The organism is Serratia sp. Sp408 (assembly GCF_057180665.1).
In genome coordinates this window covers 101,780-116,380 of record NZ_JBXUFT010000010.1, presented here as the reverse complement: position 1 = coordinate 116,380, position 14,601 = coordinate 101,780, and the positions used below count along the sequence as shown (strand labels likewise).

Sequence of the window (14,601 nt, the reverse complement as noted above, 5' to 3'; positions counted from 1 at the left end):
AAAAAGCGCTGTTTATACAGCGCTTTTTTGCATCGTTCATCTATCTATCAGGCCGCCGCTATTGGCCGCACGCCCAGCGTATGGCAAATCGCATAGCTCATCTCGGCGCGGTTCAACGTATAGAAGTGGAAATCCTTTACGCCTTCGCGGCTGAGGATCTTCACCATATCCATCGCGATGTTGGCACCGACCATTTTGCGTGTTTCCGGGTCATCATCCAGTCCTTCGAACATACTGGTCATCCAGCTCGGCACCCGTACGTTGGTCATGGTAGCGAAACGTTGCAACTGCTTGAAGTTGGATACCGGCAAAATGCCCGGTACGATCTCCACGTCGATGCTGGCGGCCACGCAACGATCGCGAAAACGCAGGTAACTTTCCACGTCGAAGAAAAACTGCGTGATGGCACGGTTGGCACCGGCGTCAATCTTACGCTTCAGGTTAATCAGATCCGCCTGGGCGCTTTTGGCTTCCGGGTGCACTTCCGGGTAGGCCGCTACCGAAATGTCAAAATCCCCGACGTCTTTCAGCAGCGTCACCAGATCGGTGGCATACATTTCCGGTTTGCCACTGCCCGGCGGCAGATCGCCACGCAGTGCCACAATGTGGCGAATACCGCTGTTCCAGTAATCGCTGGCGATAGCGCGCAACTGCGCCGGTGAGGCATCGATACAGGTCAGGTGCGGCGCCGCATCCAGCCCGGTACGATCCTTAATCCCCTTGATGATGCTGTGGGTGCGATCGCGCTCACCGGAGTTTGCGCCATAGGTGACGGAGACAAATTTGGGTTTGAGGCTGCTCAAACGATCGATCGACTGCCAGAGGGTGTCTTCCATTTCGCTGGTACGCGGCGGGAAAAACTCGAACGATACGTTAATCTGGCCGTTTAATTCCGCCAGGCTTTGGTTCAGCGCTTCTCGCTGGTTTGCGTGGAAAAAACTCATACCCTGTCTGCCTCTCGTCGATCGCTGTTTTATTTCATTTTAATAAGCGTCTATACGTTTAGACGTCTAGATAGAAAATGCCGCAAGTTGGCTAAAGAGTCAACAGGAAAATTGGGGCAATAAGATGATTAATCCTCATCGGCTAGGCGAGAGAATTTCACGATCGAGGATTGAGTACCGGGCGCCGCAGGCAGCGCCCAGAGACAGACTACGCACAGAGCGCGGCAAGCCGCGCTCGAGGGATTACAGCAGCTGTGCCAAACGATTGAGATCCGACTGCAGCGCTCCGGCGGTGACATCACGCCCGGCGCCCGGCCCGCGGATCACCAACGGGTTATCACGATACCAGCGGCTTTCAATGGCAAACACGTTGTCGCACGGCAGCAGCGACGCCAGCGGATGCTCTGGTCGCACCGCCTCCACCCCGACGCGCGCCTTGCCGTTGGCATCGAAGCGTGCCACGTGGCGCAACACCAGCCCCATTTCACTGGCGGCCTCAAAGCGTTGCAGCATCTGCTGATTCAGCGCATCGCCATTCTCAAAGAACTGATCGACCGAGCCCTGTTCGGTACCTGCCGGCACCAGCGATTCCACCCGCACCTGATTCGGTTCGATGTCATAACCGGCCTCTCGCGCCAAAATCACCAGTTTGCGCATCACGTCCTGTCCGGAAAGGTCAACGCGCGGATCGGGTTCGGTCAGCCCCTGCTGCCACGCCTGATCAACCAGTTCGGTAAACGGCACCGTGCCGTCGAATTGCAGGAACAGCCACGACAGCGTACCGGAGAAAATACCACTGAGCGCCAAGATACTGTCGCCGCTATCACGCAGATCGCGCACCGTGTAGTTCACCGGCAAACCGGCACCCACGGTAGCGTTATACAGCCAATGGCGGCCGGTTTTTGCGAACGCGTCGCGAATCTGGCGATGGGTATCGCTGCAGGACGCGCCGGCCAGTTTGTTGGCGCTAATAACATGGAAACCGTAACTGGCGAAATCCAGGTACTGATCCGCCAGGTTTTCACTGGCAGTAACGTCAAGCACCACCAGATCGTCGAACGGATGAGCACGCATCCACAGAAACAGCGACTCTTCGTCCAGTTCCTGCGCTTCGTCATCGAAAAACGCCAACGCGCGGCTGGCATCCAGTCCGTCGTAATTGAGCAGACTGCGACGACTGTCCACCACCCCGGCCAGAATGAATTCAAAACCGGTACGGGCAGACAGGTTTTTTTGTTCACGTGCGAACAGTTCCAGCCAGCGCGAACCAATATTGCCTTTGCCGAACAGCACCAGGCCGATGCGCTTTTCGGCCCGGAACAGGCTCTGGTGCAGCCCCTGGATCAGCAAGCCGGTCGGCCCCTGACGCAGTACCGCCACCAGGCTGATGCCGTCTTCCGCCTGCCAGATAAACTCCACCGGCTGATCTTTCAACTGCTGATAGAACCGATGGCTGTGCAGCGGGTTCTTACACACGCCGGCACCAACCAGCGCCACCAGCGCCAGCCCTTCCCGCAGTTGCAAGGTCCCCGGCAACGCCGCTTGCTGCAAAACGCGCAGTACGCTACCGGCCACTTCTGCGGTATAGCACAGCTGAATCAGGCTGCGATCGGTGTGGATGCCAATCGACAGCGGTTTGATCTGCGCGCGTTTCAGCACCAGATCCAGTTCTTTTTGCGCCAGCTTGAAATCATGCTGGGGTGCAACCGTCAGCTCGATCAGGCAGACATCATCATGGCTGGTGACGATTTTCGCGCCAGTGCCCGAGGCCAGCACCCGCTCAATGCGCGTAGAGCCCTGCTCCGGTTGATAACTGCAGCGCAGTTGCAGATCGATATCACTGCCGGATACCGGTTGCAAAGTACGGGTGTGCAATACCGGTGCCGCCAGGCGCGCCAGTTCGCTGGCCTCGTCCAACCGCAACAGCGGCAGCAGACAGGCGTCTTTCACTTTACGCGGATCGGCGCTGTACACCCCGGCGACGTCGCTCCAGATAGTGACCCGCTCAACGCCGGCCAAGGCGCCGATCTGCGTGGCGGAATAGTCACTGCCGTTGCGCCCCAACAGCACGGTTTCACCGGCGTCGTTGCGCGAAATAAACCCGGTCACCACCAGGCGTCGGCCCGGATGCTGTGCCATCAACTGCTGCAATAGCGGGTAGGAGCGTCCTTCATCCACCTGCGGCTGCGCCGCACGTTCAGCGCGCAGAAAATCGCGCGCATCCAGCCAGGCCGCTTGCATATCCAGTTTCTTCAGCACTTCCGCCATCAGGCGCGCCGACCAGATTTCACCGTGCCCCACCACTTCGGCGTAGGTCACGTCATCGACGTTGCCGTCCAGCAGCACCGCCAGACGCTCCAGATCGTGAATAAATGCCGCAATCAACGGCTCGGCGGTTTCCGGCGGTAACAGGCCGCTAATCAGCTCGCTATGGTAGCGGCGCAGCGCCTGTTGAACCTGATGCGCGGAAAGGCGATCGCTCTGGCTCAGCTTGAGCCAGTTAATCAGTTGGTTAGTGGTGCTGCCGGCCGCCGATACCACCATCAGATCGCCCGGCTGGCTGTATTCGGCCATAATTCCGGCCACCCGCAGATAACACTTCACATCCGCCAGGCTGCTGCCGCCAAATTTGTGCAGTTGACGCCCGCTGACCGGCCCTGCTACCGCAATTGCATTCATGCTTACCTCGTTGCCGCCGCCTGGAAAGCGCGTTCCAGATCGGCAATCAAATCTTCACTGTCTTCAATACCCACGGAAATACGCAGCAGGCTTTCGGAAATGCCAGCCGCCGCTCGCGCATCCGCCGCCATGCCGGCGTGGGTCATGGTCGCCGCATGCGAGATCAGGCTTTCCACCCCACCCAGCGATTCCGCCAATGTGAACAACTCCAGAGCCGACAGGAAGCGGCGCAGTACTGCCTCGTCCCCGTCCAGCTCAAAACTGAGCATCGCGCCAAAACCGCGTTGTTGCCGGCGCGCAATCTCATGGCCTGGGTTTTCCGGCAGGGAAGGATGATACAGCTTTTTGACCAAAGGTTGCTGCTGTAAATAACCGACAATCGCATCGGCGTTGTGTTGCGCCGCCTTGATGCGCGGCGACAGCGTGCGCATACCGCGCAGCAGCAGGTAGCTGTCAAACGCGCCGCCGGTGACGCCGATATTGTTCGCCCACCACGCCAGCTCCACCGCCAGCTCGGCGTCTTTGGCAATCACCGCGCCGGCAACCACGTCGGAGTGACCGTTAAGGTATTTGGTGCAGGAATGAACCACCAGATCCGCCCCCAGCGCAATCGGCTGCTGCAGCGCCGGGCTGAGGAAGGTGTTATCCACCACCGCCAGCGCACCGGCGGCATGCGCCGCCTGACAGATGGCGGCAATATCCACCACCCGCAACAGCGGGTTGCTCGGGCTTTCGATCAGCACCAACTTTGGTTTTTGCGCTAACGCCTGTTGCAACGCAGCCTCGTCGCTCTGATCGACAAACAGCACCCGATAGGCGCCACGCTTGCTCAGGCTGTCAAACAGCCGATAGCTGCCGCCGTAGCAGTCGTGCGGTGCCACCAGCAGATCGCCGGGTTGCAGTAGTACCGTCGTCACCAGATGGATCGCCGACATGCCACTGCCGGTCATCACCGCACCAGCACCGCCTTCCAGCTCGGCCAGCGCACGCTGTACCACGTCACGCGTCGGGTTGCCGCGCCGCGAATAATCATGGGCTCGCGGCTGGTTAAAGTCGGTGAAGTTATAGGTGCTGGACAGATGAATCGGCGGAACAACGCAGCCAAACTGTTGGTCATCGTTCAGGCCGCTGCGCACGGCGATGGTGGCGGGTTTACGCGTCATTAGGGGGCTCGGCTCTCGAATACGGTGAATGAGGCCTAAAGATTAATCGCAAGAAGGATGGACGTCAATACATCTGGACATCTAAACTTCTTTGCGTATAGATTGAGCATCGGCATAATACCCGCTAAAATTATGGCGATTTGATATGACGTTAAGATGTTGTTGCGCTAAGCATAGTCTAAAGCTATCGAACGACAGCAATCAGTGACTTTGGTCGCGTAAAGTTGACATTTATTTAGTGAGAACAGTGAAGATCGGGCATAATTAGCCGGTTTTTAGAATTTTGTAATTTTTCTGACAAATTTAAGGTGTCCCATGGCTGAGTGGAACGGCGAGTATGTCAGCCCTTACGCTGAACACGGTAAAAAAAGCGAGCAAGTAAAAAAAATCACGGTATCCATTCCGCTGAAGGTTCTTAAGATCCTCACCGATGAACGGACCCGTCGCCAGGTGAATAACCTGCGCCACGCCACTAACAGTGAATTACTGTGCGAAGCGTTCCTGCATGCCTTTACCGGCCAGCCGCTGCCGAACGATGAAGACCTGCGCAAAGAGCGCAACGATGAAATCCCGGAAGCCGCGAAAGTGCTGATGCGCGAACTGGGTGTGGATCCCGATACCTGGGAATATTGAATGCCGTCTGCCAACGCAGGCGACAAAAACAAAAAAGGCGCCTGAGGCGCCTTTTTTATCGGACGATAAGAAATCTTATTTCTTAGCGCCTGGTACGCTGAAACGCTTGTTGAAGCGGTCAACGCGGCCACCGGTAGCAACGTCACGCTGCTTGCCAGTGTAGAACGGGTGGCATTGACCACACACGTCCAGGTTCAGATCGTGACCCACTGTAGAGCGGATAGTGATCACGTTACCGCAAGAGCAGTTTGCAGTAACAACGTCGTATTTTGGGTGGATACCTTGTTTCATGGGGAAACCTCAGTTAAGGCCGTGTCGCTATCCAGCCCTGTTTCGCCAGACACCACACGTGATTGATGATAATTTTTTGGTATCGAATTATACCAAAGGCGGCAAATTATACAGAATAATATCACCCGCGCAATCGGATCCGTACATTTGAACGGCTAGCGTGTAAACTAGCCGACAATCTTTACCTCCTGGATGACCTCATGCCCGTTGTTCACGTTGCTTTACCGGTTCCTCTCGCTCGTACCTTCGACTATCTGTTGCCGCATGGCGTGCAACCGGTCATGGGTGCACGCGTCAGCGTTCCCTGGGGACGGCAACGCTCGATCGGCATCGTAACCGGCTGCAGTGAAGCCAGCGAGGTACCGCTGGAAAAACTGAAGCCGATCGACAGCGTCATCGATCACACCTCGCTGTTTTCACCCAGCCTGTGGCGTATTCTCAACTGGGCCAGCGAGTACTACCACTACCCGCTTGGCGAAGTGCTGTCTCATGCGCTACCGATCCTGCTGCGTCAGGGCAAACCCGCAGAGGCCGCCCCGCTATGGCAATGGTTCGCCACCGAGCAGGGGCGCGCCACCCCGCCGGAAAGCCTGAAACGCGCGCCCAAGCAGCAACAGGCGCTGGCTGCGCTACTGCAGCGGCCGGTTTACCGTCATCAGGTCAGCGAACTGGAACTGAGCGAGCCTGCGCTCCAGGCGCTGCGCGCCAAGGGGCTGGTTGACCTGCGTGCTCAGGCCGTCGCCACACAGGACTGGCGGCGCGATTTCGCCGTGTTGGGCGAGCGACTTCGGCTGAATACCGAGCAGGCCACCGCCGTCGGTGCCATACGCAGCGAGGATCAACAGTTTGCCGCCTGGCTGTTGGCAGGCGTCACCGGATCCGGCAAAACGGAAGTCTATCTCAGCGTGCTGGAAAACATTCTGGCCAAGGGCCGCCAAGCGCTGGTACTGGTGCCGGAAATCGGCCTGACGCCACAAACTATTGCCCGCTTTCGCGAACGCTTCAATGCGCCGGTCGAGGTTCTGCACTCCGGCCTCAACGACAGCGAACGTCTGGCGGTATGGCTGCGGGCGCGCAGCGGCGAAGCGGCGATTGTCATCGGCACGCGCTCTGCCCTGTTTACGCCGTTTGCCCGCTTGGGCGTGATCATCATCGACGAAGAGCACGACAGTTCGTACAAACAGCAGGAAGGCTGGCGCTATCACGCACGTGACCTGGCCGTGTTTCGCGCGCACGCAGAAAACATTCCGATGGTGATGGGCTCCGCCACCCCAGCGCTGGAAACGCTGCACAATGTGCAGTTGGGGAAATACCGCCAGTTAAAATTAACCCAGCGCGCCGGCAACGCCAAACCGGCGGCGCAGCATCTGATTGACCTGAAAGGCCTGCCATTGAAAGTCGGCCTGTCGCAGCCGTTGTTGAAAAGCATGCAGCATCATCTCAAGAACGGCAATCAGGTCATGCTGTTCCTCAACCGTCGCGGTTACGCGCCGGCGTTGCTATGCCACGAGTGTGGCTGGATAGCCGAATGCCAGCGCTGTGACCGCTATTACACGCTGCACCAGAATCATCGCCAACTGCGTTGCCACCACTGCGACAGCCAGCGCCCGGTGCCGCACCAGTGTCCACAATGCGGCTCAACCCACCTGGTATCGGTCGGCGTCGGCACCGAGCAGTTGGAAAATGAACTGACGCCGCTGTTCCCGGACACGCCAATTACCCGCATCGATCGCGATACCACCAGTCGCAAAGGCTCGCTGGAACAGCATCTGGCGGATATCCACCGCGGTGGCGCACGTATTCTGATCGGCACCCAGATGCTGGCCAAGGGGCACCACTTCCCGGACGTCACGCTGGTGGCGCTGCTGGACGTGGACGGCGCGCTGTTTTCCGCCGACTTTCGCTCCGCCGAGCGCTTTGCCCAGCTGTATACCCAGGTGTCCGGCCGAGCCGGCCGCGCCGGCAAACAGGGCGAAGTGTTGCTGCAAACCCACCACCCGGAGCACCCGTTGCTGCAAATCCTGCTGCAACAGGGTTACGACGCCTTTGCCAAACAGGCGCTGGCGGAGCGTAACAGCGTGTTTCTACCACCGTATACCAGCCATATTCTGCTGCGTTCGGACGATCACGATAATCAGCAGGCGCCGCTATTCCTCCAGCAGCTGCGCAACTTACTGGAAGCCAGCCCGCTAAAGGACGAGTCGCTGTGGATCATGGGTCCAGTGCCGGCGCTGCAATCCAAGCGCGGCGGCCGTTTCCGCTGGCAGTTGCTGTTGCAGCACCCGTCGCGACGCGTGTTGCAGCAACTGATGAAAAGTTCGCTGCCGCTGATCGGGACGCTGCCGCAGGCACGCAAAGTAAAATGGACGCTGGATGTCGATCCCATCGACAGTTGAACCCAGAAAAGTCTGATTCAGTTCCTGTTAAGCAAACGTTTACCCTTGAATTTGCGAGCGAACGCGAAAAAACCTTCCTAAGTCACATTTTTTATGCAAATTAGGTAACAAAAGCAGAACGTAATCTGTTTAGAATGTCTGCTAAGGTTTTTTGTCATTTGTGAGCATACCTGCCCGCCAACGCTGAACAGGCGACGTCAGCGAGGTCGGGTATTGCAGTAGTCGCGTTGGCATGGGGCTGGCGCAAGGAGAAAGGCGTTGGAACACAAGAAAGAACTATCCATGGCGACCATGAAAGACGTTGCCGAAATGGCGGGCGTTTCAACGGCTACCGTATCGCGTGCGTTGATGAACCCGGAAAAGGTGTCAACGCCGACGCGTCAGAAAGTGGAACAGGCCGTACTGGCCGTGGGCTACTCTCCCCATGCACTCTCACGCAACATCAAGCGCAACGAATCCCGCACCATCCTGGTGATCGTGCCGGACATCTGCGACCCGTTTTTCGCCGACGTGATCCAGGGGATCGAGCAGACCGCTGCGCAGCAGGGTTACCTGGTGCTGATCGGCGACTGCGCGCAGCAAAATCAGCAGGAACGCACCTTCGTTAACCTGATAATCACCAAACAGATTGACGGTATGCTGCTGTTGGGCTCCAACCTGCCGTTCGACGCCAGCAAGGAAGAGCAGCGCAACCTGCCGCCGATGGTGATGGCCAATGAATTTGCACCTGAACTGGAATTGCCGACGGTGCACATCGACAACCTCACTGCCGCCTTCGAAGCGGTGCACTATCTGCATCAGCTCGGCCACACGCACATCGCCTGTATCGCCGGGCCGGAGCAGATGCCACTCAGCCATTATCGTCTGCAAGGTTACATTCAGGCATTACGTCGTAATGGCATTACCGTCGAAAGCAGCTATATTACCCGGGGTGATTTCACCTACGAGGCAGGCGCGCAAGCGCTGGCGGCGCTGATGGCGCTGCCAAAACCGCCAACGGCGGTATTCTGTCACAGCGATGTGATGGCGATCGGCGTGTTGTCGCAGGCGAAGCGATTGGGCCTGCGCGTACCGCAGGATCTGTCGATTGTCGGGTTCGACGACATCAAGCTGGTGCAGTATTGCGACCCGCCATTGACCACGGTGGCGCAACCGCGCTATCAGATTGGTCAGCAGGCCATGTTACTGCTGCTGGAACAACTGCACGGACAGGCAGTCGCCAGCGGTTCCCGCTTATTGGACAGCGAACTGATCGTCAGAGGCAGCACCGCTGCTCCTAAACGCTAGTCAAATATTTTAGGGTTCAGTAACATGACGGACTTAATTCCTTATAAAGACACAGCGGAAGAATAGTGGCACAGAAAGACTATGTAAGCCGCGGGCGCTCTGGAGCGCGGCGCAAAACCCCCAGCCGTAAAAAAAGCAGTTCTCCGAAGGTATCTAAAACCGTGGTGGCGCTTGCTGTTGCCCTGCTGGTGATCTTTGTCGGTGGCCTTTATTTCATTACGCACAACAAACCGGACGACGCACCGCTGTTGCCTACGCACAGCAGCCGGCCGGGCAATGGCCTGCCACCGAAGCCGGAAGAACGCTGGCGTTATATCAAAGAGCTGGAAAACCGCCAGATTGGCGTACAGGCCCCGACCGAACCAACGGCCGGCGGTGAAGTGAACTCCAAAACCCAACTGACGCCAGAACAGCGCCAACTGCTGGAGCAGATGCAGGCAGATATGCAGCAACGGCCGACCCAACTGAACGAAGTGCCGTACAACGATGCGATGGCGGCGCAGGGCAGTAGCCGCCAGCAGATGCAGCAACGGCAACAACAGCAGCAACAGCAGCAACAGCAGCAGGTGAACCAGCCACGTAATCCGTTCAACAGCGGTTCGGCTCCGGTGCAGCAACAGCCCAAGCCGGCCGTCACGCCGCCGGTGCAGACCAAACAGCCTGAAGCAAAACCGCAGCCTAAACCGGAAGCGAAGCAGGAAACCGCCAAGCAGGAATCGAAACAGCGCTGGATGGTGCAGTGCGGCTCGTTCCGCGCCACCGATCAGGCAGAATCGGTACGTGCCCGGCTGGCGTTTGAAGGCATTGAAAGTCGCATTACCAATGGCGGCGGCTGGAATCGCGTGGTGCTCGGGCCGTTCAGCAGCCGCGCTGCAGCCGATAAAACACTTTCGCGCCTGAAGGGCGTTGGCATGTCAAGTTGCATTCCCCTCTCCGTTGGGGGTTGAAAAGCGTTAATCCTCCCCCATCTATACTCTCAATATGCCTCGTAGTGCCGGTGCCGACCGGCGCTGCGAGGGCTTCTTTCCGTCTGCAACGAGGGTCTGCTCGTGACAACAATTGTAAGCGTACGTCGCAACGGCCAGGTGGTCATCGGTGGTGATGGCCAGGCAACATTGGGAAATACGGTGATGAAGGGCAACGTCAAGAAAGTACGTCGCCTGTACAACGATAAAGTGATCGCCGGTTTCGCCGGGGGCACCGCTGACGCCTTCACGCTGTTTGAGCTCTTCGAACGTAAACTGGAAATGCACCAGGGCCACCTGGTGAAAGCCGCCGTGGAGCTGGCAAAAGACTGGCGTACCGACCGTATGCTGCGTCGTCTGGAGGCCTTGCTGGCCGTCGCCGACGAGAACGCCTCGCTGATCATCACCGGCAACGGTGACGTAGTACAGCCTGAAAATGATTTGATCGCGATCGGTTCCGGCGGCCCGTACGCCCAGTCTGCCGCTCGCGCGTTGTTGGAAAATACCGATCTGGGCGCCCGCGACATCGTCGAGAAATCCCTCGGCATCGCCGGTGACATCTGTATCTACACCAACCATTTCCTCACTATCGAAGAATTGCCTTCCAAAGCGTAAGGACCGAATACTATGTCTGAAATGACTCCGCGCGAGATCGTCAGCGAACTGGACGGTTACATTATCGGCCAGAGCAAGGCCAAACGTGCCGTCGCCATTGCCCTGCGCAACCGCTGGCGCCGCATGCAGCTCAACGAAGAGCTGCGCCATGAAGTAACGCCAAAAAATATTTTGATGATCGGCCCGACCGGCGTCGGTAAAACCGAAATCGCCCGTCGCCTGGCTAAACTGGCCAATGCGCCATTCATCAAGGTTGAAGCGACAAAATTCACCGAAGTGGGCTATGTTGGTAAAGAAGTGGATTCGATTATCCGCGATCTGACCGATTCTGCGATCAAAATGGTACGCCTGCAATCGATCGAAAGAAACCGCACCCGCGCCGAAGAAATGGCCGAAGAACGCATTCTCGACGTGCTGATCCCGCCGGCCAAGAATAACTGGGGCCAGCCGGAAGAACACCAGGAACCGTCCGCCGCGCGCCAGGCCTTCCGCAAGAAACTGCGTGAAGGCCAACTGGACGACAAGGAAATCGAGATCGATCTGGCGGCTGCGCCGATGGGTGTCGAAATCATGGCGCCTCCAGGCATGGAAGAGATGACCAACCAGTTGCAGTCGATGTTCCAAAACCTCGGCGGCCAAAAGCAGAAACCACGTAAGCTGAAGATCAAAGAAGCCTTCAAACTGCTGGTGGAAGAAGAAGCGGCCAAGCTGGTGAACCCGGAAGAGCTGAAAGAACAGGCGATCGAAGCGGTGGAACAGCACGGTATCGTGTTTATCGACGAGATCGACAAAATCTGTAAGCGCGGCGAATCTTCAGGTCCGGACGTGTCCCGTGAAGGGGTGCAGCGCGATCTGCTGCCGCTGGTTGAAGGCAGCACCGTGTCGACCAAGCACGGCATGGTGAAAACCGACCACATTCTGTTTATCGCCTCCGGCGCATTCCAGGTGGCCAGCCCGTCGGATCTGATCCCGGAATTGCAGGGTCGTTTGCCGATCCGCGTTGAACTGCAGGCGTTGAGCACTGAAGACTTCGAGCGCATCCTCACCGAGCCGAACGCCTCGCTGACCGAGCAGTACAAAGCGCTGATGGCGACCGAAGGCGTGACCATCGACTTTACCGCCGACGGCATCCGCCGCATCGCAGAGGCGGCGTGGCAGGTCAACGAAAGCACCGAGAACATCGGCGCGCGCCGTTTGCACACCGTACTGGAACGTCTGATGGAAGATATCTCCTACGATGCCAGCGAAAGTAGCGGCCAGAGCATCACCATTGATGCGCAATATGTCGGTAATCATCTGGATGAGCTGGTAGCAGATGAAGATTTGAGTCGTTTTATCCTATAATCGCTCTATCATTGTCCTGTCAGTCAATTATATGGGAGGCATCGCCTCCCATTTTTTGGCCGGGACACCGCCACCTGACCTGCTGAAGCGAAAAATGAGCTCATCTATCACTACCACCCCGGCCCGAGCCTGGTTGGAAAGTTTACGACCACGTACCCTGCCGCTGGCTTTTGCCTCCATCGTTGTCGGTTCGGCGATCGCCGCCTGGCAAGACAGCCTGAAACCGGGTGTGGCGCTGCTTGCGCTGCTGACCGCCGGTCTGTTGCAAATCCTCTCCAATCTGGCCAATGACTACGGCGACGCGGTCAAGGGCAGCGATAACGAAGATCGCATCGGGCCGTTGCGTGGCATGCAAAAAGGCATGATTAGCCAGGCGCAGATGAAACGGGCGTTGGTGATTACCGTGGTGCTCATCGCCATTGCCGGCAGTTCGCTGATTGCGCTGGCCTGCGAAAAACCGAGCGACGTGGTCGGGTTCCTGGTATTGGGTGCGTTGGCGATCGTTGCAGCGATCACCTACACCGTGGGCAATAAGCCCTATGGTTATCTGGGGTTGGGCGACATTTCGGTGCTGGTGTTCTTCGGCTGGCTCAGCGTCGCTGGCACCTATTACCTGCAAACCCACCATTTCGACAGCGTCATTATGCTGCCGGCCACCGCCTGCGGTTTATTGGCGGCGGCGGTACTGAACATCAATAATCTGCGCGATATCGAAAGCGACCGTGCCAACGGCAAAAACACGCTAGCGGTACGTTTGGGGCCGACCAATGCCCGACGCTATCATGCGCTGTTGCTGGCCGGCTCAGTGCTGTGCTTCGCCCTGTTTACCCTGTTCAACCTCAGCGGCCCATGGGGCTGGCTGTTCGTACTGGCGGTGCCGCTGCTGTGGCGTCATGCCTTGCGCGTCGTGCGCGATCCGTCGCCGGCCGGTATGCGCCCGATGTTGGAACACATGGTCAAGGCCGCGCTGCTGGCCAATGTACTGTTCGCCATCGGCGTGGTGCTCAGTTAAAAACCGATGATTTTGCCAACATGGCAAATAAAGGGATATACTGGTTATTCCAGCGGCAAACAGACGTAAAATCCTATGAAATACGATACTTCCGAACTTTGCGACATCTATCATGAAGAGGTTAACGTAGTTGAACCTCTATTCTCCAATTTTGGCGGGCGTACTTCATTTGGCGGGCAGATCACTACGGTGAAATGCTTCGAGGATAACGGCCTGCTTTTTGACCTGCTTGAAGAAAACGGCCGTGGCCGGGTGCTGTTGATCGACGGCGGTGGTTCGGTACGCCGGGCGCTGATCAACGCAGAACTGGCGCGTCTGGCAACCCAGAACGAATGGGAAGGCATCGTGGTTTACGGTGCTGTGCGTCAGGTAGACGATTTGGAAGAGCTGGATATCGGCATCCAGGCGATGGCGGCCATTCCGGCCGGCGCGCCGAGCGAAGGCGTCGGTGAAAGCGATATCCGGGTTAATTTCGGCGGCGTCACCTTCTTCTCCGGTGACCATCTGTACGCTGACAATACCGGCATTATTCTTTCCGAAGATCCGCTCGATATCGAATAAGCAGCATCCCACCATGAAAAAGGGCGCCAAAGGCGCCCTTTCTGTATTGCCGAATAATCAGACTTCTTCCATCTTGCCCAGCAGCGCGCGCAGGCGGTCTTGCCATACGTGCTGTTCTTCTTTCAGCTGTTGGTTCTCACGTACCAGCGCATCGTGATTACCGCTGGCGTTCTGAACTTCCTGAGACAGGGTATTATTCTTCTCTTTCAGCTCTTCAATTTCCATCTGCAACAGCGTGATGGTATCGATCGCCTGCTGAACTTTTGCTTCCAGTTTTTCAAATACTTCAAATGACATTCTTCAGTCCCCTCATGATAGCAAGGCGTACATCTATAAGTAGCGGCCGCAGCAAAGGCTTGCAGCTACTGCGAATATGCATCGCGCCAAGTGACACGCGCTTTTATGGAAAACGCGCCTGTCTCGATAAAACGCTCTTTCGATAAAAACGATTGTAAGTAGCCTGCCTCTCACTGTCTAGCAACATACCGGCTCATCACGCAGTCTGTTGCAAATTTCCTACCGCTACCATCAGCAAAAACTGAAAAAAACGCCGCTCCGGGTTGGTGGTTTGTTAACAACCGACTAGGAAAAAGGAATAAGCACTGTGCTTTTTGGCCTAGAAAGAACACTAAACGACGCGAATTCGCTCAATTTTATGACGAAGCACACACATTTTGATTTCGCTATTTCTCGTTTATGTTCGTTAACGAT

General features: G+C 57.1%; 13 protein-coding genes. 8 read left to right on the top strand and 5 right to left on the bottom strand.

Annotation, left to right across the window (positions count from 1 at the left end; all coding sequences use genetic code 11):
- Positions 1 to 47 precede the first annotated feature (47 nt).
- The 3 genes from metF to metB form a co-directional block, all read right to left on the bottom strand.
- Positions 48 to 944: a methylenetetrahydrofolate reductase gene (gene metF, locus AC2AXP_RS21420; protein ID WP_004956491.1), complete on the bottom strand. Its 897-nt coding sequence runs from the start codon at positions 942 to 944 to the stop codon at positions 48 to 50.
- Positions 945 to 1,187: 243 nt separating this feature from the next.
- Entirely contained in the window at positions 1,188 to 3,623 is a 2,436-nt protein-coding gene (locus AC2AXP_RS21415; RefSeq protein WP_088499835.1) for a bifunctional aspartate kinase/homoserine dehydrogenase II, read from the bottom strand.
- Between the two features lie 2 nt (positions 3,624 to 3,625).
- Positions 3,626 to 4,786, bottom strand: coding sequence for a cystathionine gamma-synthase (gene metB, locus AC2AXP_RS21410; RefSeq protein ID WP_004956494.1), 1,161 nt, complete (start codon positions 4,784 to 4,786; stop codon positions 3,626 to 3,628).
- Positions 4,787 to 5,101: 315 nt separating this feature from the next.
- On the opposite strand from metB, the gene metJ reads away from it, so the two are divergent.
- A complete protein-coding gene (metJ, locus tag AC2AXP_RS21405) occupies positions 5,102 to 5,419 on the top strand; it encodes a met regulon transcriptional regulator MetJ (RefSeq protein WP_004956495.1) in 318 nt (105 codons plus the stop codon).
- 75 nt (positions 5,420 to 5,494) lie between these two features.
- Here metJ and rpmE read toward each other — a convergent pair whose 3' ends face one another.
- Complete coding sequence (rpmE, locus tag AC2AXP_RS21400) at positions 5,495 to 5,710, bottom strand: 50S ribosomal protein L31 (protein ID WP_004956496.1); 216 nt, start codon at positions 5,708 to 5,710, stop codon at positions 5,495 to 5,497.
- Between the two features lie 200 nt (positions 5,711 to 5,910).
- On the opposite strand from rpmE, the gene priA reads away from it, so the two are divergent.
- The 7 genes from priA (at position 5,911) to rraA (ending at position 13,890) form a co-directional block, all read left to right on the top strand.
- Positions 5,911 to 8,106 carry a primosomal protein N' gene (priA, locus tag AC2AXP_RS21395; protein WP_004956499.1) on the top strand — a complete coding sequence of 732 codons (2,196 nt, stop codon included), beginning with the start codon at positions 5,911 to 5,913 and terminating at the stop codon, positions 8,104 to 8,106.
- 258 nt (positions 8,107 to 8,364) lie between these two features.
- Positions 8,365 to 9,393, top strand: coding sequence for a DNA-binding transcriptional regulator CytR (gene cytR, locus AC2AXP_RS21390; RefSeq protein ID WP_198773832.1), 1,029 nt, complete (start codon positions 8,365 to 8,367; stop codon positions 9,391 to 9,393).
- A 65-nt stretch (positions 9,394 to 9,458) separates the two neighbouring features.
- On the top strand, positions 9,459 to 10,340 hold the full coding sequence (gene ftsN / locus AC2AXP_RS21385; RefSeq protein WP_484381918.1) for a cell division protein FtsN: 882 nt from the start codon (positions 9,459 to 9,461) through the stop codon (positions 10,338 to 10,340).
- A 102-nt stretch (positions 10,341 to 10,442) separates the two neighbouring features.
- Positions 10,443 to 10,973, top strand: a complete 531-nt coding sequence (gene hslV, locus AC2AXP_RS21380; protein ID WP_039991409.1) for an ATP-dependent protease subunit HslV — start codon at positions 10,443 to 10,445, stop codon at positions 10,971 to 10,973.
- A 12-nt stretch (positions 10,974 to 10,985) separates the two neighbouring features.
- Positions 10,986 to 12,317, top strand: coding sequence for an ATP-dependent protease ATPase subunit HslU (gene hslU / locus AC2AXP_RS21375; RefSeq protein ID WP_004956505.1), 1,332 nt, complete (start codon positions 10,986 to 10,988; stop codon positions 12,315 to 12,317).
- Positions 12,318 to 12,411: 94 nt separating this feature from the next.
- The gene (locus AC2AXP_RS21370; protein WP_039991411.1) at positions 12,412 to 13,329 is read left to right on the top strand and encodes a 1,4-dihydroxy-2-naphthoate polyprenyltransferase; all 918 of its coding nucleotides are present in this window, start codon (positions 12,412 to 12,414) and stop codon (positions 13,327 to 13,329) included.
- A gap of 75 nt (positions 13,330 to 13,404) precedes the next feature.
- Positions 13,405 to 13,890 carry a ribonuclease E activity regulator RraA gene (gene rraA, locus AC2AXP_RS21365; RefSeq protein WP_004956507.1) on the top strand — a complete coding sequence of 162 codons (486 nt, stop codon included), beginning with the start codon at positions 13,405 to 13,407 and terminating at the stop codon, positions 13,888 to 13,890.
- 57 nt (positions 13,891 to 13,947) lie between these two features.
- On the opposite strand, the gene zapB is transcribed toward rraA, so the two are convergent.
- Complete coding sequence (gene zapB, locus AC2AXP_RS21360; protein WP_004956509.1) at positions 13,948 to 14,187, bottom strand: septal ring assembly protein ZapB; 240 nt, start codon at positions 14,185 to 14,187, stop codon at positions 13,948 to 13,950.
- Positions 14,188 to 14,601: the final 414 nt, after the last annotated feature.

Excerpts from the sequence above, each read along its gene's own strand:
- metF (WP_004956491.1), bottom strand. The coding sequence starts at position 944 with ATGAGTTTTTTCCACGCAAACCAGCGAGAAGCGCTGAACCAAAGCCTG.
- AC2AXP_RS21415 (WP_088499835.1), bottom strand. The coding sequence starts at position 3,623 with ATGAATGCAATTGCGGTAGCAGGGCCGGTCAGCGGGCGTCAACTGCAC.
- metB (WP_004956494.1), bottom strand. The coding sequence starts at position 4,786 with ATGACGCGTAAACCCGCCACCATCGCCGTGCGCAGCGGCCTGAACGAT.
- metJ (WP_004956495.1), top strand. The coding sequence starts at position 5,102 with ATGGCTGAGTGGAACGGCGAGTATGTCAGCCCTTACGCTGAACACGGT.
- rpmE (WP_004956496.1), bottom strand. The coding sequence starts at position 5,710 with ATGAAACAAGGTATCCACCCAAAATACGACGTTGTTACTGCAAACTGC.
- priA (WP_004956499.1), top strand. The coding sequence starts at position 5,911 with ATGCCCGTTGTTCACGTTGCTTTACCGGTTCCTCTCGCTCGTACCTTC.
- hslU (WP_004956505.1), top strand. The coding sequence starts at position 10,986 with ATGTCTGAAATGACTCCGCGCGAGATCGTCAGCGAACTGGACGGTTAC.
- AC2AXP_RS21370 (WP_039991411.1), top strand. The coding sequence starts at position 12,412 with ATGAGCTCATCTATCACTACCACCCCGGCCCGAGCCTGGTTGGAAAGT.
- rraA (WP_004956507.1), top strand. The coding sequence starts at position 13,405 with ATGAAATACGATACTTCCGAACTTTGCGACATCTATCATGAAGAGGTT.
- zapB (WP_004956509.1), bottom strand. The coding sequence starts at position 14,187 with ATGTCATTTGAAGTATTTGAAAAACTGGAAGCAAAAGTTCAGCAGGCG.